Origin of the sequence: Enterobacter sp. BWH52, assembly GCF_001037565.1 — a bacterium.
Classification (GTDB): Bacteria; Pseudomonadota; Gammaproteobacteria; order Enterobacterales; family Enterobacteriaceae; genus Enterobacter; species Enterobacter hormaechei_C.
The window spans coordinates 4,134,543-4,158,965 of record NZ_KQ089854.1 but is presented as its reverse complement, the minus strand read 5'-3'; the positions used below and the strand labels follow the sequence as shown (position 1 = coordinate 4,158,965).

The 24,423-nt window shown below is 53.4% G+C and carries 22 protein-coding genes, 1 tRNA gene and 2 rRNA genes; 8 read left to right on the top strand and 17 right to left on the bottom strand.

All coding sequences use genetic code 11. The features are described from left to right. The 3 genes from rrf (SK47_RS19600) to rrf (SK47_RS19590) all read left to right on the top strand — a co-directional run bounded on the left by rrf (SK47_RS19600) (window position 1) and on the right by rrf (SK47_RS19590) (window position 353). Window positions 1-93: ribosomal RNA gene (gene rrf, locus SK47_RS19600) — 5S ribosomal RNA — on the top strand. Between the two features lie 25 nt (window positions 94-118). After that, a tRNA-Thr gene (locus SK47_RS19595) sits at window positions 119-194 on the top strand. A gap of 43 nt (window positions 195-237) precedes the next feature. After that, window positions 238-353 (top strand): 5S ribosomal RNA (gene rrf, locus SK47_RS19590). Window positions 354-693: 340 nt separating this feature from the next. Here the strand turns inward: rrf (SK47_RS19590) and SK47_RS19585 are convergent. The 3 genes from SK47_RS19585 to SK47_RS19575 form a co-directional block, all read right to left on the bottom strand. After that, on the bottom strand, window positions 694-915 hold the full coding sequence (locus SK47_RS19585; RefSeq protein WP_003860364.1) for a lipoprotein: 222 nt from the start codon (window positions 913-915) through the stop codon (window positions 694-696). 248 nt (window positions 916-1,163) lie between these two features. Next, window positions 1,164-4,277 (bottom strand): efflux RND transporter permease subunit, encoded by a 3,114-nt coding sequence (locus tag SK47_RS19580; RefSeq protein ID WP_023314926.1) that lies wholly within the window; start codon window positions 4,275-4,277, stop codon window positions 1,164-1,166. A gap of 4 nt (window positions 4,278-4,281) precedes the next feature. After that, window positions 4,282-5,427 carry an efflux RND transporter periplasmic adaptor subunit gene (locus SK47_RS19575; RefSeq protein WP_048244959.1) on the bottom strand — a complete coding sequence of 382 codons (1,146 nt, stop codon included), beginning with the start codon at window positions 5,425-5,427 and terminating at the stop codon, window positions 4,282-4,284. 398 nt (window positions 5,428-5,825) lie between these two features. On the opposite strand from SK47_RS19575, the gene envR reads away from it, so the two are divergent. Further along, complete coding sequence (gene envR / locus SK47_RS19570) at window positions 5,826-6,473, top strand: acrEF/envCD operon transcriptional regulator (protein WP_023314924.1); 648 nt, start codon at window positions 5,826-5,828, stop codon at window positions 6,471-6,473. On the opposite strand, the gene SK47_RS19565 is transcribed toward envR, so the two are convergent. The 14 genes from SK47_RS19565 to SK47_RS19500 form a co-directional block, all read right to left on the bottom strand. After that, window positions 6,468-8,552 (bottom strand): putative bifunctional diguanylate cyclase/phosphodiesterase, encoded by a 2,085-nt coding sequence (locus SK47_RS19565; protein WP_045337062.1) that lies wholly within the window; start codon window positions 8,550-8,552, stop codon window positions 6,468-6,470. The two genes, envR and SK47_RS19565, sit on opposite strands and share 6 nt — an antisense overlap. A 140-nt stretch (window positions 8,553-8,692) precedes the next feature. Next, window positions 8,693-8,857 carry a DUF2556 family protein gene (locus SK47_RS19560; protein WP_003860373.1) on the bottom strand — a complete coding sequence of 55 codons (165 nt, stop codon included), beginning with the start codon at window positions 8,855-8,857 and terminating at the stop codon, window positions 8,693-8,695. 178 nt (window positions 8,858-9,035) lie between these two features. Then, complete coding sequence (gene fis / locus SK47_RS19555; protein WP_000462905.1) at window positions 9,036-9,332, bottom strand: DNA-binding transcriptional regulator Fis; 297 nt, start codon at window positions 9,330-9,332, stop codon at window positions 9,036-9,038. A 23-nt stretch (window positions 9,333-9,355) separates the two neighbouring features. Next, window positions 9,356-10,321 (bottom strand): tRNA dihydrouridine synthase DusB, encoded by a 966-nt coding sequence (gene dusB / locus SK47_RS19550; RefSeq protein ID WP_048244958.1) that lies wholly within the window; start codon window positions 10,319-10,321, stop codon window positions 9,356-9,358. Between the two features lie 329 nt (window positions 10,322-10,650). After that, the gene (locus SK47_RS19545) at window positions 10,651-11,391 is read right to left on the bottom strand and encodes a carbonic anhydrase (protein ID WP_048244956.1); all 741 of its coding nucleotides are present in this window, start codon (window positions 11,389-11,391) and stop codon (window positions 10,651-10,653) included. A gap of 137 nt (window positions 11,392-11,528) precedes the next feature. Beyond that, the gene (gene prmA, locus SK47_RS19540) at window positions 11,529-12,410 is read right to left on the bottom strand and encodes a 50S ribosomal protein L11 methyltransferase (protein WP_017382703.1); all 882 of its coding nucleotides are present in this window, start codon (window positions 12,408-12,410) and stop codon (window positions 11,529-11,531) included. A gap of 11 nt (window positions 12,411-12,421) precedes the next feature. Beyond that, complete coding sequence (panF, locus tag SK47_RS19535) at window positions 12,422-13,873, bottom strand: sodium/pantothenate symporter (protein ID WP_023323805.1); 1,452 nt, start codon at window positions 13,871-13,873, stop codon at window positions 12,422-12,424. Beyond that, window positions 13,863-14,105 (bottom strand): YhdT family protein, encoded by a 243-nt coding sequence (locus tag SK47_RS19530; protein WP_032660528.1) that lies wholly within the window; start codon window positions 14,103-14,105, stop codon window positions 13,863-13,865. Before SK47_RS19530 ends, panF begins: the two co-directional genes overlap by 11 nt. 108 nt (window positions 14,106-14,213) lie before the next feature. Next, window positions 14,214-15,563, bottom strand: coding sequence for an acetyl-CoA carboxylase biotin carboxylase subunit (gene accC / locus SK47_RS19525; protein WP_003860388.1), 1,350 nt, complete (start codon window positions 15,561-15,563; stop codon window positions 14,214-14,216). 10 nt (window positions 15,564-15,573) lie between these two features. Beyond that, window positions 15,574-16,038 carry an acetyl-CoA carboxylase biotin carboxyl carrier protein gene (accB, locus tag SK47_RS19520; RefSeq protein ID WP_003860389.1) on the bottom strand — a complete coding sequence of 155 codons (465 nt, stop codon included), beginning with the start codon at window positions 16,036-16,038 and terminating at the stop codon, window positions 15,574-15,576. Window positions 16,039-16,059: 21 nt separating this feature from the next. Further along, entirely contained in the window at window positions 16,060-16,512 is a 453-nt protein-coding gene (aroQ, locus tag SK47_RS19515) for a type II 3-dehydroquinate dehydratase (RefSeq protein ID WP_003860391.1), read from the bottom strand. Window positions 16,513-16,746: 234 nt separating this feature from the next. Then, window positions 16,747-17,346, bottom strand: coding sequence for a protein-methionine-sulfoxide reductase heme-binding subunit MsrQ (gene msrQ, locus SK47_RS19510; protein WP_003860393.1), 600 nt, complete (start codon window positions 17,344-17,346; stop codon window positions 16,747-16,749). Beyond that, window positions 17,347-18,348, bottom strand: coding sequence for a protein-methionine-sulfoxide reductase catalytic subunit MsrP (msrP, locus tag SK47_RS19505; RefSeq protein WP_003860395.1), 1,002 nt, complete (start codon window positions 18,346-18,348; stop codon window positions 17,347-17,349). Window positions 18,349-18,425: 77 nt separating this feature from the next. Further along, window positions 18,426-19,400: an acrylyl-CoA reductase (NADPH) gene (locus SK47_RS19500; RefSeq protein WP_048244954.1), complete on the bottom strand. Its 975-nt coding sequence runs from the start codon at window positions 19,398-19,400 to the stop codon at window positions 18,426-18,428. A 183-nt stretch (window positions 19,401-19,583) separates the two neighbouring features. Between SK47_RS19500 and csrD the strand changes: the two genes are divergently transcribed. The 4 genes from csrD to mreD all read left to right on the top strand — a co-directional run bounded on the left by csrD (window position 19,584) and on the right by mreD (window position 24,417). Further along, a complete protein-coding gene (csrD, locus tag SK47_RS19495) occupies window positions 19,584-21,524 on the top strand; it encodes an RNase E specificity factor CsrD (protein ID WP_032665687.1) in 1,941 nt (646 codons plus the stop codon). Between the two features lie 282 nt (window positions 21,525-21,806). Next, complete coding sequence (mreB, locus tag SK47_RS19490) at window positions 21,807-22,850, top strand: rod shape-determining protein MreB (protein WP_000913396.1); 1,044 nt, start codon at window positions 21,807-21,809, stop codon at window positions 22,848-22,850. A 62-nt stretch (window positions 22,851-22,912) separates the two neighbouring features. Then, entirely contained in the window at window positions 22,913-23,929 is a 1,017-nt protein-coding gene (gene mreC, locus SK47_RS19485) for a rod shape-determining protein MreC (RefSeq protein ID WP_003860400.1), read from the top strand. Beyond that, entirely contained in the window at window positions 23,929-24,417 is a 489-nt protein-coding gene (mreD, locus tag SK47_RS19480) for a rod shape-determining protein MreD (RefSeq protein ID WP_048244952.1), read from the top strand. The genes mreC and mreD overlap by 1 nt, the downstream gene beginning before the upstream one ends. Window positions 24,418-24,423 lie beyond the last annotated feature (6 nt).

The window sequence follows — 24,423 nt, the reverse complement described above, 5'->3', positions numbered from 1 at the left end:
AGCGCGGTGGTCCCACCTGACCCCATGCCGAACTCAGAAGTGAAACGCCGTAGCGCCGATGGTAGTGTGGGGTCTCCCCATGTGAGAGTAGGGAACTGCCAGGCATCAAATTTAGCGTGCTGATATGGCTCAGTTGGTAGAGCGCACCCTTGGTAAGGGTGAGGTCCCCAGTTCGACTCTGGGTATCAGCACCACTTTATACTTAGGTTAAAGTTCGGCAAGAAGTAAAAGAATTTGTCTGGCGGCTTTAGCGCGGTGGTCCCACCTGACCCCATGCCGAACTCAGAAGTGAAACGCCGTAGCGCCGATGGTAGTGTGGGGTCTCCCCATGTGAGAGTAGGGAACTGCCAGACATCAAACAAGTAGAAAGGCCATCCGAAAGGATGGCCTTTTTGCGTTATATCTCTAGCTAAACCAATTCCCTCATTCGATGTTCTCACTGTTGCCGTTAATACCCTACGGACGTAGCGCTTTACCGTACTGAAACTGTAGTTGTGAAATGCATTCTGCTGGCTCGCAGTAGTGTTAAATGAATTAAATGTTATGCCAAATGCTGTACAGGTAAGGGATATAGCGAGGAGTAAGGTAGCGTATTGAATTTAATTAATATCTGATGTTATTTGCGATGGGGAATATACGTTTCTTATATCAGGCAAAAATAAAAGCGCGGCCATCGCCGCGCTTTTAGAAGCCTTATTTAGTGAGGGCGACAATACCGAGTGTCAGGCCAGCGATTGCCGCGGCGCCACCAGCAATCGCACCTGCTGTTTCCCAGTTATCCTGGGTAGTGCCCTTCATACAGGTATTGGTGTGAACCAGTCGCCCCTGATCGTCGTATACCGGTACACATGGGGAATCGTGCGCGCAACCAGCAAGCAGCGCAGCGAGAAGTGCAACGGAAAGGAATCTTTTCATGATGTTACCTCAATATGATCGCCTATTCGCTAAAGAGCCGATGCGGCAATTAACGAATCGATGATTATTTTACCACCGCACTAATACCATGCAGCACGTGGAATAATCTCAATTTGTGTGGATTGTAAAAATTATGAAGAAAAAAGCGCGGGCAGTAATTATTAATGGAGGAAATGTGAAGAGGGGATGTGTTTTTACATTGTTTTCAGGAAATAAAAAAGGCACCAGAGGTGCCTTTATGATTTTCATTAATCCTTGTGCTTTGTAAATCGTCTCCGGACAACCACAAAGAAAACAGGAACAAAGAATATGGCCAACAGGGTGGCTGAGAGCATCCCGCCCATCACGCCCGTCCCGACCGCATTTTGTGCACCACTACCTGCACCGCTGCTGATGACCAGAGGCATAACACCAAGGATGAATGCCAGGGAAGTCATCAGGATAGGACGCAGACGCATACGCGAGGCTTCAAGCGTGGCTTCGATAATCCCTTTGCCTTCTTTATCCATGAGATCTTTGGCGAACTCAACGATCAGTATGGCGTTCTTGGCTGATAAACCAATTGTTGTAAGCAGACCAACCTGGAAGTAAACGTCATTGTTCAGCCCTCGCATTGATGCAGCCAGAAGCGCACCGATCACCCCCAGAGGCACAACCAGCATGACCGAGAATGGAATTGACCAGCTTTCATAGAGAGCCGCCAGACACAGGAACACCACAATAAGTGAAATGGCGTACAGCGCCGGAGCCTGATTCCCGGAAAGTCGTTCCTGATAAGACATCCCCGTCCAGTCGTAGCCGATGCCGGACGGCAGTTTTGACGCAAGGTTTTCCATCAGCGCCATTGCCTCACCGGTACTTTTGCCTGGTGCAGACTCACCGAGGATCTCCATTGATGGCATCCCATTGTAACGTTCCAGACGCGGTGAACCGTACACCCAGTGAGAGCTGCTAAAGGCAGAGAAAGGCACCATTTCGCCGTTAGCGCTACGCACATACAGGCCGTTAATGTCTCCGGGTAGCATACGGAAGCGAGCATCAGCCTGGACATAAACTTTTTTCACCCGTCCGTGATCGATAAAGTCGTTCACATAGGTGCCACCCAGGGCTGTTGAAATAGTCTGATTGACGTCAGACACGCTCACACCCAGCGCCTGTGCCTTCTCCTGATCGACGTCCAGCTTGAACTGTGGCGTATCTTCCAGTCCGTTAGGACGCACGCGGACCAGTAAGTCAGGATGTTCTCTCACCATGCCCAGCAGCTGGTTACGCGCCTGCGTTAACTGCGTATGTCCCAGGTTTGCCTGGTCTATCAGTTCAAAGTCAAAGCCTGTTGCGGTACCCAGTTCAATAATGGCAGGCAGGTTAAACGGAAATACAAGGCCGTCTTTGATCTGGCTGAACGCTTTCGTCGCGCGGCTGACAATCGCCTCAACGCCGTTTTCCTTGCCCGGACGCTCTTCCCATGGCTTCAGGCTGACGAAAGCGATACCGGAGTTCTGACCCTGTCCGCTAAAACTAAACCCGTTTACGGTAAAGACCGATTCAACGTTCGCTTTCTCTTTCGTCAGGTAATAATCCTGAACCTGATCGAGTACCTGCTGGGTACGCATCTGCGTCGCCCCTGCCGGCAACTGAACCATCGTCATAAACACACCCTGATCCTCTTCCGGCAGGAAGGAGGAAGGCAGGCGCAGGAACAGAACTGCCATGCCGCCGACGATGATGACGTAAACCAGCAGATAGCGGCCGGTCTTACGTAAAATGCCGCTCACGCTGTTGCTGTAGTGCTCCACACTCTTATCAAAGAGCGCGTTAAACCAGCCGAAGAAACCACCTTTCTTTTCATGATGTTCGCTGGAAACCGGTTTGAGCAGCGTTGCACAAAGAGCAGGCGTTAATATCAACGCCACCAGTACCGACAAGGCCATCGCGGAGACAATGGTCAGCGAGAACTGGCGATAGATAGCCCCGGTTGAACCACCAAAGAATGCCATCGGAATAAATACCGCCGAAAGCACCATGGCAATGCCCACCAGAGCGCCCTGGATTTGCTCCATTGACTTCTGCGTCGCCTCTTTTGGCGGCAGCTTGTCCTCAACCATGACGCGTTCTACGTTCTCGACTACCACGATGGCGTCATCGACGAGAAGACCTATCGCCAATACCATCCCGAACATCGTCAGGGTGTTAATGGAGAACCCGAACGCAGCCAGTACCGCAAAGGTGCCCAGTAACACCACGGGAACGGCGATAGTGGGAATAAGCGTTGCCCGCAGGTTTTGCAGGAACAGGTACATCACCAGGAACACGAGAACAATCGCTTCAAACAGCGTCTTCACCACTTCATGGATGGAGATCTTCACGAAAGGTGTGGTGTCGTACGGATACACGACTTTCAGACCCTGAGGGAAGAAGGGCTGCAACTGCGCCAGTTTACTCTTGATGGCGGCAGCGGTATCCAGCGCGTTTGCGCCAGTCGCCAGCTTGATCCCCAGCCCCGTTGCTGCCTGGCCATTGATTTTGGTGACCATGTTGTAGTTTTCGCCACCCAGCTCAATGCGTGCCACATCTTTCAGGTGGACCATTGAACCGTCCTGGTTCACCTTCAGCGTCACACGACCAAACTCCTCCGGCGATTTCAAGCGTGTTTGAGCAATAATTGAGGCGTTCAGTTGCTGCCCTGGTACGGACGGCGTTCCTCCCAACTGGCCCGCAGCAATCTGGTCGTTCTGTGTTTTCAGCTGGTTAATGATATCCAGCGGCGTGAGCTGATATTTGTTCATCGCGTTGCTGTCCAGCCAGATGCGCATTGCATACTGGGCACCGAACAGTTGCACGTCACCGACGCCGGAAGTACGGCTGATCGCATCTTTTACGTTAGAAGCGACATAGTCGGAGATATCATCCTGCGTGAGATTTTTATTGTCCGACACAAAGCCTGCAACCAGCAGGAAGCTGCTGCTGGATTTCTCCACGCCAATCCCCTGCTGCTGCACTTCTTGCGGCAGCAGCGGCATGGCGAGCTGGAGTTTGTTCTGAACCTGCACCTGCGCGATATCAGGATCCGTACCCGACTCGAACGTCAGCGTAATGGTGACGTTACCGGCGGAATCACTGGTGGACGACATGTACATCAAATTATCGATACCGTTCATGTTCTGTTCGATAACCTGAGTTACGGTGTCCTGTACCGTCTGGGCATCAGCGCCAGGGTAGGTTGCTGTCACCGCCACCGCTGGCGGCGCAATGGTCGGATATTGCGCCACCGGCAGTTTTAAAATGGCCAGCCCGCCCGCAATCATCAGAATGATGGCGAGCACCCAGGCGAAAACAGGCCGTTGAATAAAGAAATTAGCCATGTCGTTATTCCTTAACTGGCTGGAGTCCGGCGGTATCAGGAGTAGCCACGACGGTAACGCCAGGGCGAACTTTTTGCAGGCCGCTGATAATGACGCGGTCGCCGTTTTTCAGGCCTTCCGTGATCAGCCAGCGATCGCCAATCGCCTGCGGTGCAACGACAGTGCGCGATTCCACCTGGTTTTTATCGTTTACCACAAGCACAGTGGCATCCCCGCGCGGTGTACGGGTTACCCCCTGCTGGGGAACAAGAATGGCATCAGGTTGTGTACCTTCGTCAATGCGTGCACGGACAAACATACCCGGTAACAGCATATGCTGAGGGTTAGGGAAGAGGGCGCGAAGGGTGATTGAGCCGGTACTTTCATCTACCGTGACATCAGAGAACTGGAGCGTTCCTTTCAGTGGATAAGGCTGGCCATTTTCCATCAGCAACTCGACGCTGCTGGTGTCTCCCTTTTGCAGGCTCGTCTGCTGCTTCAGACGCATAAAATCGCTGCTGGATTGCGTCACATCGACATAAATGGGATCGAGCTGCTGAACCGTCGCCAGTGCAGTCGACTGACCATTAGTAACCAACGCCCCTTCGGTGACGCTGGATTTACCTATACGCCCGTTGATTGGGGATGTGACTTTGGTATAAGCCAGGTTGATCCGCGCGCTTTCAACGCCAGCCTTCGCGGCAACGACGCTCGCATCCGCCTGCTGGGCGGTTGCCACCGCCTGATCGTACTCCTGCTTGCTCACATATTGCGTACCGACCAGCGGAACGTAACGTTTCACCGTCAGATGAGCGATATTGGCCGCCGCCTGTGCTTTTACCAGTTCACCTTTCGCATTGTCGTAGGCTGCCTGATACGTGGCCGGATCGATCTGATAAAGGGATTCACCCGCTTTGACGTCGCTGCCTTCGGTAAAATTACGGTGCAGAATGATACCACTTACCTGGGGACGAACCTCCGCAACACGATACGCGTCAGTTCTGCCAGGCAATTCTGTCTTTACGGCCAGTGGCGCGCTTTTAACAATATGAACACTGACCTGAGGAGCTTGCGCATGCTGCTGTGGGTTTTCTTGCCCATCGCACCCGGTGAGCAGCGCGGCACAGACAATGAAACCGGATAAGGGTAAGCATCTGAAGTGATTCGTCATTACTGTTCCTTAAACTACCCCTGAACCGATATTTGTCATGAATCGGTGAAAGGGTGTGAGGCAAAAAAAGAAATGTAGCTGCGTATAATAATGAGGGTATTTAATGTTTTTTAATTTATAAGTGCTGATGGAGCTTTTAAAAAGTAAAAATCGGAATCTGACCCAGTGCATTCGGCACTCTATTTCTGTCAGGATAATCAACGAAATGCTTTTTGGTGAAAGCTATACATATGTTTTATGTATTTAATATATTCAATTTATTCACGAGGCTTATAAATTAAACGAATTGACTTTTTTTGTGCAAAACTAATACGGATTTTGGTTAATACTTTGTCTGACACGACCACGGCAATATCCTTTGATAACGTATCAATCTTGTAAGTAACGAGTAGCAGGTAATGGCGCGCAAAAAGAAAGAAGAGGCTCAAAAGACCCGCCAGCAGCTGATTGAAGCCGCTATCAGGCTATTCGCGACGCGTGGCGTGGCCAGCACCACGCTTACCGACATTGCCGATGCAGCTCAACTCACTCGCGGGGCGGTTTACTGGCATTTCTCGAGTAAAGCGGAAATATTTAACGCAATATGGGAACAGCAATTGCCGCTGCGTGAAATCATTCGTGACAGGCTAATGCTTTCCGAAAATGACGACCCTTTGTTAATGCTTCGTGAACAATTTATTGTTGCGCTGCAATATATTGCGAGCGAACCCCGACAGTATGCGCTTTTACAAATTCTGTATCATAAGTGTGAATTTCATGACGATGTGATTTCAGAATGTGAAATACGCAAGCGGATCGGTTTAAACGATGATTATCTTCGCAAGACGCTTAAGCGATGCATTGCTCATAACATTATCTCTTCGCAAACTAATATTGAACTGGCGCTGATTGTTTTCCATGCCTTTTTTAGCGGAGTCATTAAAAACTGGTTAATGGATAACACCAGTTTTAATCTGTACAAACAAGCGCCGGCGCTGGTGGATAATATTCTGGCGACACTAAATATCACCCGAGTGGCGCCAGTGGTTTACGATACAGCCTTATGACTGCGCCCGGGGTGGCGACATCTCCCCGTGCTGGCACTGTTCCATAATAGCTTGCGCGGTAATTGGTTTGCCCAGCAGATAACCCTGTAGCGTATTGCATCCCAGTTCTGTCAGGAAGGTCTGCTGCGCTGCGGTTTCGACCCCTTCCGCCACGACCTTCAGATTCAGCGTTTTTGCCAGGGCGACAATCGCCGAGACAATTGTCGCATCTTCGCTCTCTCCACTTAACTCTTTCACAAAAGCGCGATCGATTTTCAACTCGCAGGCGGGAAGCCGCTTAAGATAGAGAAGGCTTGAGTAACCTGTACCAAAATCGTCTATTGAGGCTTTTACTCCCGCATCCGTCAGCGCTGTCAGGACGCGTACGCTTTCGTCCGGATTGCTCATTGCCGTGGTTTCAGTCACCTCCAGGATCAACATGCCGGGCGGCACGCTATGGCGCGTCAGACAATCGAGAACCGTTTTAACCAGCGACGGCTGTTCGAACTGCAACGTAGAAAGATTCACCGCCATTGACCAGTCCGTGTGGCCCTGAAGATGCCATTCACGCAGCTGGCGGCAGGCCTCGTCGATTACCCAGTTTCCAATCGGAATAATCAGCCCTGTTTTCTCTGCCAGCGGTAGAAACAGGTCGGGGGAGAGTAATCCCTGTTTGGGATGCTGCCAGCGTAACAGCGCTTCGAACCCGATGACCGGCCCGGCAGGGGCGTGGAATTTAGGTTGATAAAGCAGGCGTAACTCATCACGGTCGATGGCCTGCCACAGATCATTCATCAGCTGTAGATGCGTCTGCGCCAGCGTATTCATTGACGGCTGGAAGAAGTGATAGCCGTTGCGACCCATATGTTTCGTGTGGTACATCGCAGCATCAGCGTTAAACATTAGTTCACGATCGGTTTTGCCATCGTGTGGATAGAGCGCAATGCCAATGCTCAGGGTGACCATCAGTTCGTAAGGATCGAGATGGAACGGGCTATCAATGACGCGCACCAGTGAATTTGCCAGTGAGGCAGCATCATCCGGGGTGGCGGTTTCGGCCAGCAGCACGAATTCATCCCCACCGATACGCGCCAGCGTGTACTGACCTTTCAACTGCAACAGCAAACGCTGAGTCACCGCTACCAGAAGCTTGTCACCGACATCATGACCATAGGCATCGTTGACGGTTTTAAAGCCGTCGAGATCCATAAACATCAGCGCGAAAGGGCTTCCTTCGCGATCGGCCTTGCTGATGGCCTGATCGAGGCGATCCTCAAGCAGAATACGATTGGGTAATCGCGTCAGCGTATCATGCAACGCCAGCTGTGCGAGTTCACGATTAGCTTCTGCCAGTGATGAGGCCAGCAGCGAGGTACGAGCCTGAAGGCGGGCATCGAACATCGACACCAGCAGCGTAATCCCCAGAATAGCGAGCGCGACCACGCTAACCAATATCGCCAGCCAGCTCCCGTTAATGCCATGATGGTGGACCATCGTCGACATCGGAAATTGTGCTGCTTCCATGCCAGCGTAATGCATGCCAGCGATAGCGATGCCCATGGTGATCGCCGCCCCCAGCCGCATCAACGCCATTCGTGCGGCTTCCTGACGTAAACGGAACGTCAGCCAAAGAGCGGCCAGTGAAGCGGCAAGGGCTATGACCACAGAGATAGCCACCCACGTTTTATCCCAGACAATACCCGGTGTGACCTCCAGGGCAGCCATACCGGTGTAGTGCATGGCAACAATGCCCGTTCCCATCACGACGGCGCCAGGCAGCAGCCGGCGCAAACGTAGCTGCTCGCCGCTAACGAGCCACAGGGCAAACATTGACGAGCTAATGGCGATAACCATCGAAAGCAAGGTCAGGGCCGCGTTGTAACTCATGCTCATGGAAAGATCCATCGCCAGCATACCGATGAAATGCATCGCCCACACGCCAATCCCCATCGAAACACCGCCACCTGCCAGCCAGACGCGTGCAGCGACGCCCTGGCTTCCGGCAACGCGCGCAGCCATATTCAGTGCGGTATAGGCGGCAAGAATGGCAACAACAAAGGAGATGACTACGAGGATTTGGTTGTATTGGCTAACCAGCATGGTCTGTTCACTCGTGTGAGACGTTAAGCAAGAGCGGTTGGAAAGGGGACAGACATTATCATCGTCAGGAAATGACGAAAAGTGATTTAAGCCCCTGTTTTTATTGGGTGTTAACAGGGTTTTATACAGGATGGAAGCGGTTAGTCCAGCTCTGAGCAGTTGACCAGTTTAAGCGGGTTCACGGAATTCATATTGCGACATTTATCGGTTTCAGTGCTCATCAGTTCAATCCACTGCATCAGCAGCGCATCGAAAATGAAAACAGAGACAGCAAAAACGACCAGCCACCAGTATTTACGAATCATGTGTCATTCCGCGAAAAGAGAGCCTGTAAGTTGGTGGAAATATACACGAAAAGCGGGCGTTGAAAAGTGGGGAAAGGGAAGGTTTACAAAGCGTTGACGGTTGCTCGCCCGAACGATAAAAAAGGCGCTTCCCCATGCCGAAGAGCGCCTTTTTAAACAAGCAGTTAGCTAATCGAAATTAGTTCATGCCGTATTTTTTCAGTTTCTTACGCAGGGTACCACGGTTGATGCCCATCATCAGGGCAGCGCGGGTTTGATTACCACGGGTGTATTGCATCACCATGTCCAACAGTGGCTGTTCAACTTCAGCCAGTACCAGCTCATACAGGTCATTAACATCCTGACCGTTCAGTTGAGCAAAATAGTTCTTCAGTGCCTGTTTAACCGAGTCACGCAGGGGCTTTTGAGTCACCTGATCCTGAGAGTTAACGGTAGAAACGGTCAGTACGTCAGAATTTACGCGTTGTTCGAACATAGTTCTGTCAGCTCTTTATTTCATTACGCAAGATTTTCGAAGTATGCCTCCAACGCCTCCAGCTGTTCGCTGGCATCCTCAATGGCGTTGAATGTGCGCCGAAACTGGTCATTTGGAGCGTGCTCCTGGAGATACCAGGAGACGTGTTTACGCGCAATTCGGTACCCTTTTGCCTGGCCGTAGTGGTCATGCAATTCCCGAACATGCGAACAAAGCAAGCGCTTGACCTCTGCCAGAGGCAGCGGGGCAAGCAGCTCCCCAGTGTCCAGATAATGCTGGATTTCCCGAAAGATCCAGGGTCTTCCCTGAGCGGCACGTCCTATCATCAGAGCATCAGCTCCCGTATAGTCGAGCACAGCTCTGGCTTTAAGCGGGTCAGTAATGTCGCCATTCGCGATAACCGGAATGGAAACTTTCTGCTTAACTGCCCGAATGCTGCCGTATTCAGCTTCACCGTTGAACAAACAGGCGCGAGTGCGTCCATGAATGGTCAGGGCCTGAATGCCACAGTCTTCGGCCAGTTGGGCAATCTCTACGCAGTTACGGTGTTCCGGCGACCAACCCGTGCGAATCTTCAACGTAACAGGAACGTCCACTGCGCTGACAACCGCCGTCAGGATTGACTTCACCTGGTCGGGGTATTGCAGAAGGGCTGAACCTGCAAGCTTGCGATTCACCTTTTTGGCCGGGCAACCCATATTGATATCAATAATCTGGGCGCCACTTTCCACGTTAATACGCGCGGCATCTGCCATCTCTTCAGGCACGCTTCCGGCAATTTGCACGGTGCGGATACCTGGTTCATCCACGTGCACCATCCGAAGGCGGGACTTGTCGCTTTCCCAAACCTGCGGGTTAGACGACATCATCTCGGAAACGGTTAATCCTGCTCCCATCTCGTAGCACAGCGTCCTGAACGGCCGGTCGGTAATACCTGCCATTGGGGCTGCGATCAGGCGATTTCTGAGCTGGTGGTGTCCGATGCGCATGAGTTAAGAAATGACCATACTGTGACTGCAAGGCGGCGTATATTACGCATTTTTTGCACGAGATGAAAGGCCAAACTTTGAACAATCCTCTGTTGTAGATCAAGGAATCGCCAGTCATTCTTTTGGGATAAGATTATTCGCTATTTAAATCATTGTGTTATGAATAAATGAACATTTTGTGGGCGCTTACAATTTCCCGTAACTTCTCATCATTTCTGAATAAATGGATCAATTGTTCGGGATAATCTGCTGCTATAAGCAGCAGATTATGGCGCTTCTTGGCGATCTGCGTCGCATTTCAGCACAGGATATCAACGTAAAAAATCGACTTATTCAACAACCAGACGGCCATGAAGCGGCTGAACCGGGCGGCTGTTTTCGTGGTGCAGGGTGTGAGTAAATTTTTGCAGCTGTTCAGCAGAGACGGTCAGCGGATGCTTGAGGACCAGCCACGTTACCCCTTCTGAACACGGTGGGGTGGTCAGAGAGCCGCTAAAACGCCAGTAAGTTTTATCCGCGGGCAGTAATTTATTCATATCGAGGGTTGGCTTAATCATGACGTTCTGGTCAACCTGTCCCGGCATCACGCCCCAGAGTTTATCCAGTTCAGTGTTTGCAGCGCCCTGATCGAACATAACGGCAACGACCGTCAGTTCGCCGTCAGCGTTTTTATGGACCAGATGCATTTCCATTGCGTATTTTTTACCGTGCACCGTGTTTTCGGATGGTGCATGGAAATGGAACTGCTGTAACGTCCAGCGCTGTTTATCAAGCGTGATGCTGTCGCGTGTATCGGCATTTTCACTCGCCTGGATAGTATGGCCGTTATTTGTCAGAATGACCGGGCCGTCGATATAGTGCGTTTCCAGCGGAGAGATGTGGGCTTTGACCGTGTTATCTATGTTGACCGGCGACTGATAAATTCCGCTTTTACACGTCTTGTACGCCTCGTCCAGTTCGCCCCAGTGTTCCGGTGCGCCTTCTCCTTGATAGCTCCAGTGTGATGCGTAAGCCGTAGCCGAAATCATGCTCAGCGCCAGCAGCGCTGCCTTGCCTGAAATGTGTTTCATCATATTCTTCCTGTGAATTTTATTATCCAAATCAATAATTAACATTGTGATTTGTGGGGTTATTTTATCGAAGAAAGGAAGAAGGCGGGAGAGAAAACCGAAGGGAAAAGGCGTGGTCAGACGACCACGCCAAACGCTTATTTTTTACGACCGGTGATGCGACACCACTCTTCTTTCTCGACCACCGGGTCGAGCGCAAAGAGATCGGCGTAGGCTTCACAGACGCTGTCTGCCTGGCTGGCAAGGATACCGGACAGGCCCAGCAGACCGCCTTCAACCGGCAGCACGCTGATTAACGGCGCCAGCTCGCGTAATGGGCCAGCCAGGATATTCGCGACCACCACATCGGCTTTCATCGCCTCTGGCTGTGCATCGGGCAGATACAGTTCAAGGCGATCGGAAACGCCATTACGCTCGGCGTTATCACGGCTGGCCTGAATCGCCTGCGGATCGATGTCGATCCCGATGGCTTTTGCCGCGCCCAGTTTTAGTGCTGCGATAGCAAGGATCCCGGATCCGCAACCGAAGTCGATCACGGTTTTGCCTTCCAGATCCAGGCCATCCAGCCATTGCAGGCACAGGGAGGTTGTCGGGTGGGTACCGGTGCCGAACGCCAGACCCGGATCCAGCATCACGTTGACGGCGTTTTCATCGGGCACTTCACGCCAGCTTGGGCAGATCCACAGACGCTGACCAAACTGCATCGGATGGAAGTTGTCCATCCACTCGCGTTCCCAGTCTTTGTCTTCCAGCTGTTCAATTTTATGCGCGAAACCCGCGCCCAGCAGCGGATGGTTTTCCAGAATCGCCACGACCTCTTTCATATCGGTTTCTGCATCGAACAGGCCGATAACGTCCGTATCACCCCACAGGCGCGTTTCGCCTGGCAGCGGCTCAAAGACCGGCGTGTCATGCGTGTCCTGGAAGGTGATAGAGACCGAACCGGCCTCCATCAGCGCATCACTCAGTTCTTCGGCGTTCGCGCCGGTTGTGTTCAGTTTTAATTGGATCCACGGCATGGCAAAACTCTTTATTTGTCAGTAGAAATCAGGGCAGTTTGTGGCACCGGTCGACCAAAACGGTTTCCCACCACAAACGCCAGTAAACTTAACAGTAACGAAGGCACGATCGGATGGAAGCCCAGATACTGAATTTTAAACGTAGCGAGAACGGCATACAGGACGCCCCCGACAATCATGCCGCTTAATGCACCCGCGGCATTCGCGCGTTCCCAGTACAGCCCCAGCACCAGCGGCCACAGGAAAACGGCCTCCAGCCCGCCAAAGGCGAGCAGGTTTAGCCAGATGATCATCTCCGGTGGACGCCACGCGGCCAGCAACAGTAACGCCCCCAGCACCAGGGTAATCACCGCCGACATACGCTTGAGGCGTCGCTCATTTTCGACCTGTTCAGGGCGCAAATTCAGATAGAGATCTTTAATGATCGTAGCGGAACTTTGCAGCAACTGAGCGTTGATGGTCGACATAATGGCCGCCATGGGTGCGGCGAGGAAAATCCCGGCGGCAAACGGCGGAAGCACTTTCACCATCAGGGTCGGAATGACCAGATCCGGTACGGTAAGGTCAGGGATAACCGCGCGGCCCAGCGCGCCCGCCAGGTGCATACCAAACATCAGGATCGCCACCACAATTGTCCCGATAATGATCCCGCGGTGCACCGCTTTGCTGTCTTTATATGAGATGCAGCGCACGGCAGTATGCGGCAGGCCAATCACGCCAAAGCACACCAGCACCCAGAACGAGGTCATAAAGGTTGGAGAGAGGATGTCATCCGCCCCCTGCGGCGAGACCAGTTTCGGATCGATCGCTTCCAGGGTTTCAACCGCATGGCTCAGGCCCCCTGCGGCATGCACGATACCCACCAGCAGAACGAGAGTGCCAATGAGCATCACCATCCCCTGCATCGTGTCGTTGAGTACGCTGGCGCGGAACCCGCCAAACGCGGTATACAGCGCGATACTCACACCGAAAATGACCAGGCCCGTCTCATAGGGGATACCGGCTGCCGTCTCCAGCAGACGTGCGCCGCCGATAAACTGCACCGTCATTGCGCCAATAAACGCCACCAGCAGACTCAGGCTTGCCAGCCATACCAGCAAGCGACTCTGATAGCGAGCAAACAGCATATCGTTCAGCGTTACGGCATTGTAGCGACGGGCCAGAATGGCAAACTTTTTACCCAATATGCCCAGAGAGAGCCAAATGGCAGGCAGCTGGATCATGGCCAGCAGTACCCAGCCCAGCCCGTACTTATAAGCGGCGCCCGGGCCACCGATAAACGAGCTGGCGCTGATGTAAGTAGCGGTCAGCGTCATGGCCAGCACGACGCCACCCATTGAGCGGCTCCCGAGGAAATACTCGTTCAGAAAGGTGCCGGTCGAACGTTTACGCATCGCATAAACCGACAGGCCAAACACCAGGAACAGGTAAGCGATAAGGGGCAGAATGACTTCAAGCTGCATCATCGTCCTCCAGTGAAATATCGCGATAGATGAATTTCACCATCGCCCAGCACAGCAGGATAAACACCAGCGGCAGCAGCAGGCAGGCCATTTCAAACCAGTGCGGGAGGCCGGTAATGCCAATCGCCGAATCAGGTAAGTAAGCAGTTACTAACCATGCGGCGAGATAGAGAAGGGTCAGCCACAGCGCGCAGCGCGCTTCTTTATGGGCCTGAACAAAACGTTTGTCCATTTTTTGTCCCTTGTGGATGAAGAAAGCGGGGATTGTACATGATGGGGCTTAGCGATCCCCAGAAATAAAAAAGGCCGGATAATCCGGCCTTTTAGCAACACTGATCTCTTACTTCTCGTTCAGACCGAGTTTTTTCTCCAGGTAATGGATGTTAGTCCCACCATTCTGGAAGTGCTCGTCGCTCATAATGCGCATCTGGAGATCAACGTTGGTTTTGATCCCGTCGATGATCAGCTCCTGAAGGGCGTTCTTCATGCGGGCAATGGCCACGTCACGGTTTTCGCCGTAGCAGATCAGCTTACCGATCATTGAGTCATAGTACGGCGGTACGGTGTAACCGGCGTAGATATGGGACTCCCAGCGCACACCAAAGCCACCCGGCGCGTGGAAACGCGTGATTTTACCCGGGCTTGGCAGGAAGGTGTTCGGGTCTTCGGCGTTGATACGGCACTCTACCGCATGGCCTTTAACCACAACTTCTTCCTGTTTGATGGACAGCGGCTGACCGGCTGCGATACGCAGCTGTTCTTTAATCAGGTCAACGCCGGTGATCATTTCGGTAACCGGGTGTTCAACCTGAATACGGGTGTTCATCTCAATGAAGTAGAACTCGCCGTTTTCGAACAGGAACTCAAAGGTACCCGCCCCGCGATAGCCGATATCGACACACGCTTTGGCGCAACGCTCACCGATGTAGCGACGCAGTTCCGGCGTAATGCCCGGCGCTGGCGCTTCTTCGACGACTTTCTGGTGACGACGCTGCATGGAGCAGTCACGTTCTGCCAGATAGATCGCGTTACCCTGACCGTCAGCCAGCACCTGAATTTCGATGTGGCGTGGGTTTTCCAGGTATTTTTCCATGTACACCATGTCATTGCTGAAAGCCGCTTTCGCTTCCGCTTTGGTCATGGAGATGGACTGCGCCAGTTCAGCATCGCTGCGTACAACGCGCATACCGCGACCGCCGCCGCCGCCGGACGCTTTGATGATCACCGGATAGCCAATGCGTTTAGCATGGGCGCGGTTAGCATCCATATCGTCGGTCAGCGGGCCGTCAGAGCCCGGTACGGTTGGCACGCCAGCTTTTTTCATCGCGGTGATGGCAGACACTTTGTCACCCATCAGGCGAATGGTGTCAGCTTTCGGGCCAATGAAGATAAAGCCAGAGCGTTCAACCTGCTCAGCAAAGTTGGCGTTCTCAGAGAGGAAACCATAACCCGGGTGAATCGCGACCGCGCCAGTGATTTCGGCGGCGCTGATGATCGCCGGGATGTTCAGATAGCTTTTTACGGACGGAGCCGGACCGATACAGACCGTCTCATCCGCCAGCAATACGTGTTTTAAATCGCGATCCGCGCTTGAATGCACGGCCACGGTCTTGATGCCCAGTTCTTTACAGGCACGAAGAATACGCAGTGCAATCTCGCCACGGTTGGCGATAACAATTTTATCCAGCATGTTCGCCTCGTTACTCGATGACGACCAGCGGCTCGTCAAATTCTACCGGCTGACCACTTTCGACCAGGATCGCTTTCACAGTACCTGATTTGTCTGCTTCGATCTGGTTCATCATTTTCATGGCTTCAACGATGCACAGGGTATCGCCTACGTTGACTTTCTGACCCACTTCGATGAACGCCTTCGCGTCCGGGCTCGGGGTGCGGTAGAAAGTACCAACCATTGGGGAACGTACGATGTGACCACTGATTTCTGTTGCAGCCGCAGGTGCCGCTTCTGCTGCCGCTGGCGCAACGGCTGCGGAGAGCGCAGGCTGCTGCACTGGCGCAGCATAAGCTTGCTGCATTACCGGGAAGCTAGCGGCTGGGGCTGCACGGCTGATGCGTACAGACTCTTCGCCTTCAGAAATTTCCAGTTCGGAGATGCCTGATTCTTCAACCAGCTCGATCAGTTTTTTAATCTTACGAATATCCATGAGTGGGTTCCGTACTCTTGTTTAGTGTGATTGTGACAAGCGTTTTACCGCTGTCTGTAAAGCGTATGAATAGCCGTCTGCACCCAGCCCACAAATCACGCCAGCGGCGATATCTGACAGGTAGGAGTGGTGGCGGAACGGCTCTCGGGCGTGCACGTTACTCAGGTGGATCTCGATAAACGGGATACTCACCGCGAGCAGTGCGTCGCGTATAGCAACACTGGTGTGCGTAAACGCGGCCGGATTGATCAGGATATAGTCCACAGTGTCTTTAGCCTGATGAATACGGTCGATGATTGCGTACTCCGCGTTAGACTGAAAATGGTCCAAATCCACATTCAGCGACGCTGCTTCCGTACTCAGACGGTTAACAATTTCGCTCAATGTTAGCGTGCCGTACTTCTCTGGCTCACGGGTGCCGAGCATGTTCAGGTTCGGTCCGTTTAAAACTAAAATTTGGAATTTATCAGCCATTATGCCGCTATCTCCTGCGATTTTCGGGTAAAAAACAACATATACCCTCAAAGCGCAATTGTCACCCTTTCAGAGGCCTAAAACCCCTGTCCGGAAAACCGAAGTCGCACATTATAACGATTTCGTAGCATTTGGCAGCTAAATACTGGTCTTATCAGGGAAGATTATCAACCGCTATCCGAAAAAGATTCGCGGTTGATAAATAATCTGCGGGAAAACGCACAGTTTCGTGAACTATCGCAACCACTGGCGGAACTTCTTGTAACGCCACGCTAAAAGGGCCAGGGCCAGCAGGGCGTAGATGACCGGCTGAGGGGATAAAATCTTCACCGACCACAGGTAATGAATAGGGGCGAGGATCGCGACAAGATAGACGAAGTTATGCAGTAGTTGCCAGCGTCGACCCAGTTTTCGCTGCGCATACTGCGTGGATGTCAGCGTCAGCGCCAGTAAAACCAGCCAGCTTACGATACCCAGCGTCAGATAGGGACGCGTCACTAGTTCGCTGCCAAGGAGTGCCAGGTTGTTAATGCCCAGTTCCAGCAGGGCGTAGCTGGTGAGATGCAGCGTTGCCCAGGCGAAACACCATAGCCCTAAAAGCCGACGGGTGCGTATCAATAATGGCTGTTTAGCGTAGCGCGCCAGCGGTGAGACGAGCAAGGTCGCCAGCAAAAATTTCAGAGCCATCCGACCCGTAAAATGCTGAATATCTTTCGCCGGATCGGCACTGAACTGTCCCTGGCTGGCTGCCCAGAAGAGCCAGATAAAGGGGAGCAATCCGGCTAAATGCAGGAGTACCTTCAGCCAGGTTATCTGCTTTGCCGTTAAACGCACTTAGAAGTTCTCCCGTAAGTTCAGACCACGGTAGAGGGATGCCACCTCATCCGCATAGCCGTTAAATAGCAGCGTTGGCTGGCGTTTAACATCCAGCGCGCCGCCGGAACCGATAAAACGTTCTGTTGCCTGCGACCAGCGCGGATGGTCAACGTGCGGGTTAACGTTGGCAAAAAAACCATACTCGTCAGGCGCTGCCAGGTTCCAGGTGGTGGGGGGGCGTTCACGGGTGAGCTTAATGCTGACGATCGATTTGATGCCCTTGAAACCGTATTTCCACGGTACGGTCAGGCGAATGGGCGCCCCGTTTTGCGGCGGCAGCGCTTTGCCATAAACCCCGACGGTGAGCAGCGTAAGCGGATGCATGGCTTCGTCGAGACGTAAACCTTCAACGTAGGGATACTCCAGCCCGCCGCCGATAAACCGATCCTTCTGGCCTGGCATCTCGTCCGGGGCATAGCGCGTCTGGAAAGAAACATACTTCGCGTTGCTGGTGGGCTCAACCAGCGCCAGCAGTTTATGCAAAGGGAAACCTACCCACGGCACCACCATCGACCAGGCTTCCACACAGCGCATACGGTAAATGCGTTCTTCAAGGGGGAAGCGGGTGGTGAGGTCATGATGATCCAGCGTCAGCGGTTTTGCCACCTCGCCATCTATCTTCAGCGTCCAGGGATCGGTTTTCATGCTCCCGGCGTTGGCGGCAGGATCGGCCTTATCAAGACCAAACTCATAGAAGTTGTTATAGCCGGTGACTTTATCTTCCGGCGTCAGCGTCAGTTTATTCTGCCACTGTGCCGGTTTGGTGAAGTCAAGCGGTGCGCCGGAGGGGGCTTTCGGGCGATCGTTGCCCTTAAACCAGTCGAGCAGATCGGCATGGGCCGCAGGGGTGAGCGTCAGGGCAGTGGCGCTGATGCCAAGCATTTTCAGGATCTGGCGGCGCTGTAGCATAAAGACAGATTCAGACGTTACGTCGGCTTCCGTCAGTTTTCGGGTTTTCATGGCATCCTCCGTCAGGCGTTTTTCTAAGCATGACGGAGGAGGAGGGTTAGCGCGAATATGTCACGAAAATTTGAAGATTAGGCGATTTTAACCAGCGCACGACCGTGGAACTGGTTGTCCATGATTTTATTGGCGAACTCTGGCGCCTGGCTCAGGGTGATCTCAGTGGCGCTCTGCTCATAGAATGAGGCTGGCAGATCCTGCACCAGACGTTCCCAGGCCTCAGCCCGCCGCTCGGCTGGGCTCATGACCGAATCGACACCCTGAAGACGCACGTTACGCAGAATAAATGGCATCACCGTCGTCGGCAGGGCAAAACCACCCGCCAGACCACAGGCCGCCACGCAGCCGCCGTAATTCATTTGCGCCAGCACCTTCGCCAGCACTTCGTCGCCGACGGTATCTACTGCGCCAGCCCAGACCTGTTTTTCCAGCGGGCGGGTCTCGGCGAATTCGTCGCGGCTCAGAATACGGCTTGCGCCCAGCTGACGTAGATAATCATGCGTACTTTCGCGGCCAGAGACGGCGGCGACCTGATACCCCAGCTTGTGCAGCAGCGTGACGGCCGTGCTGCCCACGCCGCCGCTGGCGCCGGTGACGACAATTTCGCCCGAGTCAGGACGAATCCCGGCCTCTTCCAGCGCCATCACGCACAGCATGGCGGTGAAGCCTGCCGTGCCGATGATCATCGCCTTACGACCGTCCAGGCCTTTCGGCATCGGGACCAGCCAGTCACCTTTGACGCGCGCCTGTGCTGCCAGTCCGCCCCAGTGGTTTTCACCTACGCCCCAGCCGGTGAGCAGCACCTGCTGTCCGGCGTGAAAACGCGGATCTTCACTGGTATGCACGCGGCCTGCAAAGTCGATTCCTGGCACCATCGGGAAATTTCGGATGATTTTACCTTTTCCCGTAATCGCCAGTGCATCCTTATAGTTCAGGCTGGACCAGTCGATATCTACGGTCACGTCGCCCTCCGGCAGGCGGTTCTCCTCAATGGCTTGCACCGAGGCAACGGTTTTGCCGTCCTGCTGTTCTAAGATCAAAGCCTGCATACAGGGTCCTCACTAGGTTTGATGATGGGAAAATATGTCCTGATGACTATACTCGCTCAATGAAACGCAGTGCCGATTTAACGCAATAAATTGCCAGATACACCAGGTTTGATAGTATGTCGCATTTAAAATGCAAGTTAGTGCTCACTTGCCCCCCCTTCAACCCACGGAGTAATCTCAAGGATGCGATTAACGACGAAGTTCTCAGCTTTTATTACCTTGCTGACGGGGCTGACCATATTTGTCACGCTAATCGGCTGCTCGCTGAGCTTTTACAATGCCATCCAGGATAAGCTGGTTAACCGGGTTGAATCGGTTGCATCGGTTATCGACACTCGCCTGATAACGTCCTCCTTCCCGGCGCTTTCGCGTGAGCTGGATGAGTTAATGGTGCCTGTGGATATAGTGCAGATCGACATTAAACAGGGGAAGCAGACCGTTTTCAGCCATACCCGCCAGGGCAGCTATCGTCCTGCCGGCACGGTAGATCAGTATCGGGACGTCACGGTTAATTCACTTAAACATCCGGGTATGACAATTCATCTGATGTACCAGGATCCGATGAGCAACTATTTACGCTCGCTTATGACCACCGCGCCCTTAACCATCGCCGTTGCTTTTATCGTACTGCTGATTTTCCTCGCCGTTCGCTGGCAGCGTCGTCAACTTTCCGGCCAGGAACTGCTGGAAACACGCTCCGTGCGGATACTGAATGGCGAGCGGGGTCCGCAGGTGCGGGGATCGGTTTATGAATGGCCATCACGCACCAGTAGCGCCCTGGACGTGCTGCTCTCCGAAATCCAGTTTGCCAGCGATCAGCGTAGCCGTATGGACACGTTGATTCGCTCTTATGCCGCGCAGGATAACAAAACGGGCCTCAACAACCGTCTCTTCTTTGATAATCAGCTGGCTACGCTTCTTGATGACCCCGAAAAGGTGGGTACGCATGGCGTGGTAATGATGATTCGCCTGCCCGACTTTGATCTGCTCCGTGATACCTGGGGTCAGCGCGTGGCGGAAGAGAACCTCTTTACGCTGATTAACCTGCTGTCCACCTTTATTATGCGCTACCCCGGCGCGTTACTGGCACGCTACCACCGCAGCGATTTTGCCGTCTTGCTGCCGCATCGCACCTTAAAGGAGTCCGAGAGTATCGCCAGCCAGCTGCTGAAAGCCGTCGATGCGCTGCCCCAGAGCAAAATGCTCGACAGAGACGATATGGTGCATATGGGCATCTGTGCCTGGCGCGGCGGTCAGTCGACGGAGCAGGTGATGGAACATGCGGAAGCGGCCACGCGTAACGCCGTATTGCAGGGGGCGAACGGCTGGGCAGTCTATGATGATACGCTGCCGGAGAAAGGGCGCGGCAACGTGCGCTGGCGAACCCTGATTGAACAGATGCTGAGCCGGGGCGGACCGCGCATCTATCAAAAACCGGCGGTCATGAAGAGTGGTCATGTCCATCATCGTGAGCTGATGTGCCGTATTTTTGATGGCACCGAAGAGGTTATCTCCGCGGAATATCTGCCCATGGTGTTGCAATTCGGATTGTCCGAAGAGTATGACCGTCAGCAAATCACCCGCCTCATTCCGTTTTTATCGTACTGGCCTGAAGAAAATCTGGCTTTACAGGTGACCGTCGAATCGCTGATCCGTCCGCGCTTCCAGCGCTGGTTACGTGACACGTTAATGCAATGCGAAAAATCGCAACGCAAACGCATTATTTTTGAACTTGCAGAGGCAGATGTAGGTCAACACATCAGCCGGTTGCGCCCGGTGGTGCGTTTAATCAATGCGCTTGGAGCTCGCGTGGCGGTAACCCAGGCGGGTCTGACGCTGGTGAGCACCAGCTGGATCAAAGAGCTGGATGTTGAATTATTGAAGCTGCATCCGGGTCTGGTAAGGAATATTGAAAAACGCACGGAAAACCAGCTGCTGGTACAAAGCCTGGTGGAAGCGTGCAAAGGAACGCAAACGCAAGTATTTGCCACAGGCGTACGTTCACGAAGTGAATGGCAGATGTTGACAGAGCGCGGCGTGACGGGCGGTCAGGGGGATTTTTTTGCCGCCTCTCAGCCGCTTGACACCAATGTGAAAAAATATTTGCAAAGATACTCTGTTTGACCTGCCGTTTACTTTGTTTTCACGTAGAATATCGCGCCTGTAGCTTTGAGTAAGACGAGCATAAAAGCCAGTGAACGACCTTTAATGGGTTACAAGTGAAAGTGAGGGACGCTGCTGTTTACTCAGCCCTGAGGGATTCAGGGGATGAATTTGTAACAAAGGAAACGTGCTGCACTAATTTCCACCGTAGCAGACGATTTTTGCGCCTTGTCGCTGCTGCGTGTGGTTGGTAAAGTAAGCGGATTTTGTTTTCCGCCCCAGCTTTCAGGATTATCCCTTAGTATGTTGAAAAAATTTCGTGGCATGTTTTCCAATGACCTGTCCATTGACCTGGGTACCGCGAATACCCTTATTTATGTAAAAGGACAAGGCATCGTATTGAATGAGCCTTCCGTTGTGGCCATTCGTCAGGATCGTGCCGGCTCGCCAAAAAGCGTGGCCGCAGTAGGTCATGATGCGAAGCAGATGCTGGGCCGTACGCCGGGCAACATCGCCGCGATCCGCCCAATGAAAGACGGCGTTATTGCTGACTTCTTCGTGACCGAAAAAATGCTTCAGCACTTCATCAAGCAGGTTCACAGCAACAGCTTCATGCGCCCAAGCCCGCGCGTGCTGGTGTGTGTGCCGGTTGGCGCGACCCAGGTTGAACGCCGTGCAATCCGTGAATCTGCTCAGGGTGCCGGTGCGCGTGAAGTCTTCCTGATTGAAGAACCGATGGCTGCGGCAATTGGTGCGGGTCTGCCGGTTTCTGAAGCAACCGGTTCTATGGTGGTGGATATCGGTGGCGGTACCACTGAAGTGGCCGTTATCTCCCTGAACGGCGTGGTGTACTCCTCTTCCGTGCGTATCGGCGGCGACCGTTTCGACGAAGCTATCATCAATTACGTTCGCCGTAACTACGGCTCTCTGATCGGTGAAGCGACCGCAGAGCGCATCAAGCACGAAATCGGTTCTGCCTACCCGGGTGATGAAGTGCGCGAGATCGAAGTTCGCGGTCGTAACCTGGCGGAAGGCGTGCCACGCGGATTCACCCTGAACTCCAACGAAATCCTGGAAGCGTTGCAGGAGCCACTGACCGGTATCGTGAGCGCGGTGATGGTTGCGCTGGAACAGTGCCCGCCAGAGCTAGCCTCCGATATTTCCGAGCGCGGTATGGTTCTGACCGGTGGTGGTGCGCTGCTGCGTAACCTCGACCGCCTGTTAATGGAAGAGACAGGTATTCCTGTCGTAGTTGCAGAAGATCCACTGACTTGCGTCGCCCGTGGTGGTGGCAAGGCGTTGGAAATGATCGACATGCACGGCGGCGACTTGTTTAGCGAAGAGTAGTCGGGTGTGAGAGGGTAGCAATTTGCTACCCTTTCTCTCTGACGCGAGAATACGCATAGCCTATGAAGCCAATTTTTAGCCGTGGCCCGTCGCTACAGTTTCGCCTGATCCTGGCGGTTCTGGTTGCGCTCGGGGTCATTATTGCCGATAGCCGCCTCGGTACGTTCAGCCAGATCCGAACGTACATGGATACCGCCGTCAGTCCTTTCTACTTTATTTCAAATGGTCCCCGTGAACTGCTCGACTCCGTGTCGCAAACGCTCTCATCGCGTGACCAGCTCGAACTCGAAAACCGTGCGTTACGCCAGGAACTGCTGCTGAAAAACAGCGAGCTGCTGATGCTGGGGCAATATAAGCAGGAAAACGCACGCCTGCGTGAACTGCTTGGCTCGCCGCTGCGCCAGGATGAACAGAAAATGGTCACCCAGGTGATCTCCACCGTAAACGATCCGTACAGCGATCAGGTGGTGATTGATAAAGGCAGCGTGAACGGCGTATACGAAGGTCAGCCTGTCATCAGCGATAAAGGCGTCGTGGGCCAGGTTGTGGCGGTTGCCAAACTGACCAGCCGCGTGCTGCTGATTTGCGATGCCACCCATGCACTGCCGATTCAGGTGCTGCGTAACGATATTCGCGTGATTGCCGCCGGTAACGGCTGCACGGACGATCTGCAACTGGAACATCTGCCCGCCAACACGGATATCCGCGTGGGCGACGTGCTAGTGACGTCCGGTCTAGGCGGTCGTTTCCCTGAGGGCTACCCGGTTGCGGTTGTCTCTTCCGTGAAGCTCGACACTCAGCGTGCCTACACCGTGATTCAGGCGCGTCCAACGGCTGGCTTGCAGCGTTTGCGCTACCTGCTGCTGCTGTGGGGCGCCGATCGTAACGGAGCTAACCCGATGACCCCGGAAGATGTGCATCGCGTGGCGAATGAACGCCTGATGCAGATGATGCCGCAGGTACTGCCTGCGCCGGATGCGATGGGACCACCTGCACCCGTACCGGCTCCGGCGACGGGGTTAACGCAGCCGCTGCCGGATGCGCCGCCACCGCCGCAAGTCTCGGGTGGAGGGCAGTAGTGGCCAGTTATCGTAGCCAGGGGCGCTGGGTAATCTGGCTCTCATTCCTCGTTGCACTGTTGCTGCAAATTATGCCCTGGCCGGACGACATTCTTGTTTTCCGGCCAAACTGGGTATTGCTCATTTTGCTCTACTGGATCCTTGCCCTGCCGCACCGCGTAAATGTCGGCACAGGTTTTGTGATGGGTGCCATACTGGATCTTATCAGTGGCTCTACGCTTGGCGTCCGCGCCTTATCCATGAGCATTATTGCGTATCTCGTCGCACTCAAATTCCAGCTCTTTCGTAACCTTGCGCTCTGGCAACAGGCGCTGGTGGTGATGTTGTTGTCGCTCGCTGCGGATATCATTGTTTTCTGGGCAGAGTTTTTAGTGATCAACGTCTCTTTCCGACCGGAAGTGTTCTGGAGTAGTGTAGTAAACGGTGTGCTCTGGCCGTGGCTGTTCCTGCTGATGCGTAAAATTCGCCAGCAGTTTGCCGTGCAATAAAAGGTT

Bases quoted from the DNA above. Each gene is read 5' to 3' on its own strand.
- SK47_RS19585 (WP_003860364.1), bottom strand. From the start codon at position 915: ATGAAAAGATTCCTTTCCGTTGCACTTCTCGCTGCGCTGCTTGCTGGT.
- SK47_RS19580 (WP_023314926.1), bottom strand. From the start codon at position 4,277: ATGGCTAATTTCTTTATTCAACGGCCTGTTTTCGCCTGGGTGCTCGCC.
- SK47_RS19575 (WP_048244959.1), bottom strand. From the start codon at position 5,427: ATGACGAATCACTTCAGATGCTTACCCTTATCCGGTTTCATTGTCTGT.
- envR (WP_023314924.1), top strand. From the start codon at position 5,826: ATGGCGCGCAAAAAGAAAGAAGAGGCTCAAAAGACCCGCCAGCAGCTG.
- SK47_RS19565 (WP_045337062.1), bottom strand. From the start codon at position 8,552: ATGCTGGTTAGCCAATACAACCAAATCCTCGTAGTCATCTCCTTTGTT.
- SK47_RS19560 (WP_003860373.1), bottom strand. From the start codon at position 8,857: ATGATTCGTAAATACTGGTGGCTGGTCGTTTTTGCTGTCTCTGTTTTC.
- fis (WP_000462905.1), bottom strand. From the start codon at position 9,332: ATGTTCGAACAACGCGTAAATTCTGACGTACTGACCGTTTCTACCGTT.
- dusB (WP_048244958.1), bottom strand. From the start codon at position 10,321: ATGCGCATCGGACACCACCAGCTCAGAAATCGCCTGATCGCAGCCCCA.
- SK47_RS19545 (WP_048244956.1), bottom strand. From the start codon at position 11,391: ATGAAACACATTTCAGGCAAGGCAGCGCTGCTGGCGCTGAGCATGATT.
- prmA (WP_017382703.1), bottom strand. From the start codon at position 12,410: ATGCCGTGGATCCAATTAAAACTGAACACAACCGGCGCGAACGCCGAA.
- panF (WP_023323805.1), bottom strand. From the start codon at position 13,873: ATGCAGCTTGAAGTCATTCTGCCCCTTATCGCTTACCTGTTCCTGGTG.
- SK47_RS19530 (WP_032660528.1), bottom strand. From the start codon at position 14,105: ATGGACAAACGTTTTGTTCAGGCCCATAAAGAAGCGCGCTGCGCGCTG.
- accC (WP_003860388.1), bottom strand. From the start codon at position 15,563: ATGCTGGATAAAATTGTTATCGCCAACCGTGGCGAGATTGCACTGCGT.
- accB (WP_003860389.1), bottom strand. From the start codon at position 16,038: ATGGATATTCGTAAGATTAAAAAACTGATCGAGCTGGTTGAAGAATCA.
- aroQ (WP_003860391.1), bottom strand. From the start codon at position 16,512: ATGGCTGATAAATTCCAAATTTTAGTTTTAAACGGACCGAACCTGAAC.
- msrP (WP_003860395.1), bottom strand. From the start codon at position 18,348: ATGAAAACCCGAAAACTGACGGAAGCCGACGTAACGTCTGAATCTGTC.
- SK47_RS19500 (WP_048244954.1), bottom strand. From the start codon at position 19,400: ATGCAGGCTTTGATCTTAGAACAGCAGGACGGCAAAACCGTTGCCTCG.
- csrD (WP_032665687.1), top strand. From the start codon at position 19,584: ATGCGATTAACGACGAAGTTCTCAGCTTTTATTACCTTGCTGACGGGG.
- mreB (WP_000913396.1), top strand. From the start codon at position 21,807: ATGTTGAAAAAATTTCGTGGCATGTTTTCCAATGACCTGTCCATTGAC.
- mreC (WP_003860400.1), top strand. From the start codon at position 22,913: ATGAAGCCAATTTTTAGCCGTGGCCCGTCGCTACAGTTTCGCCTGATC.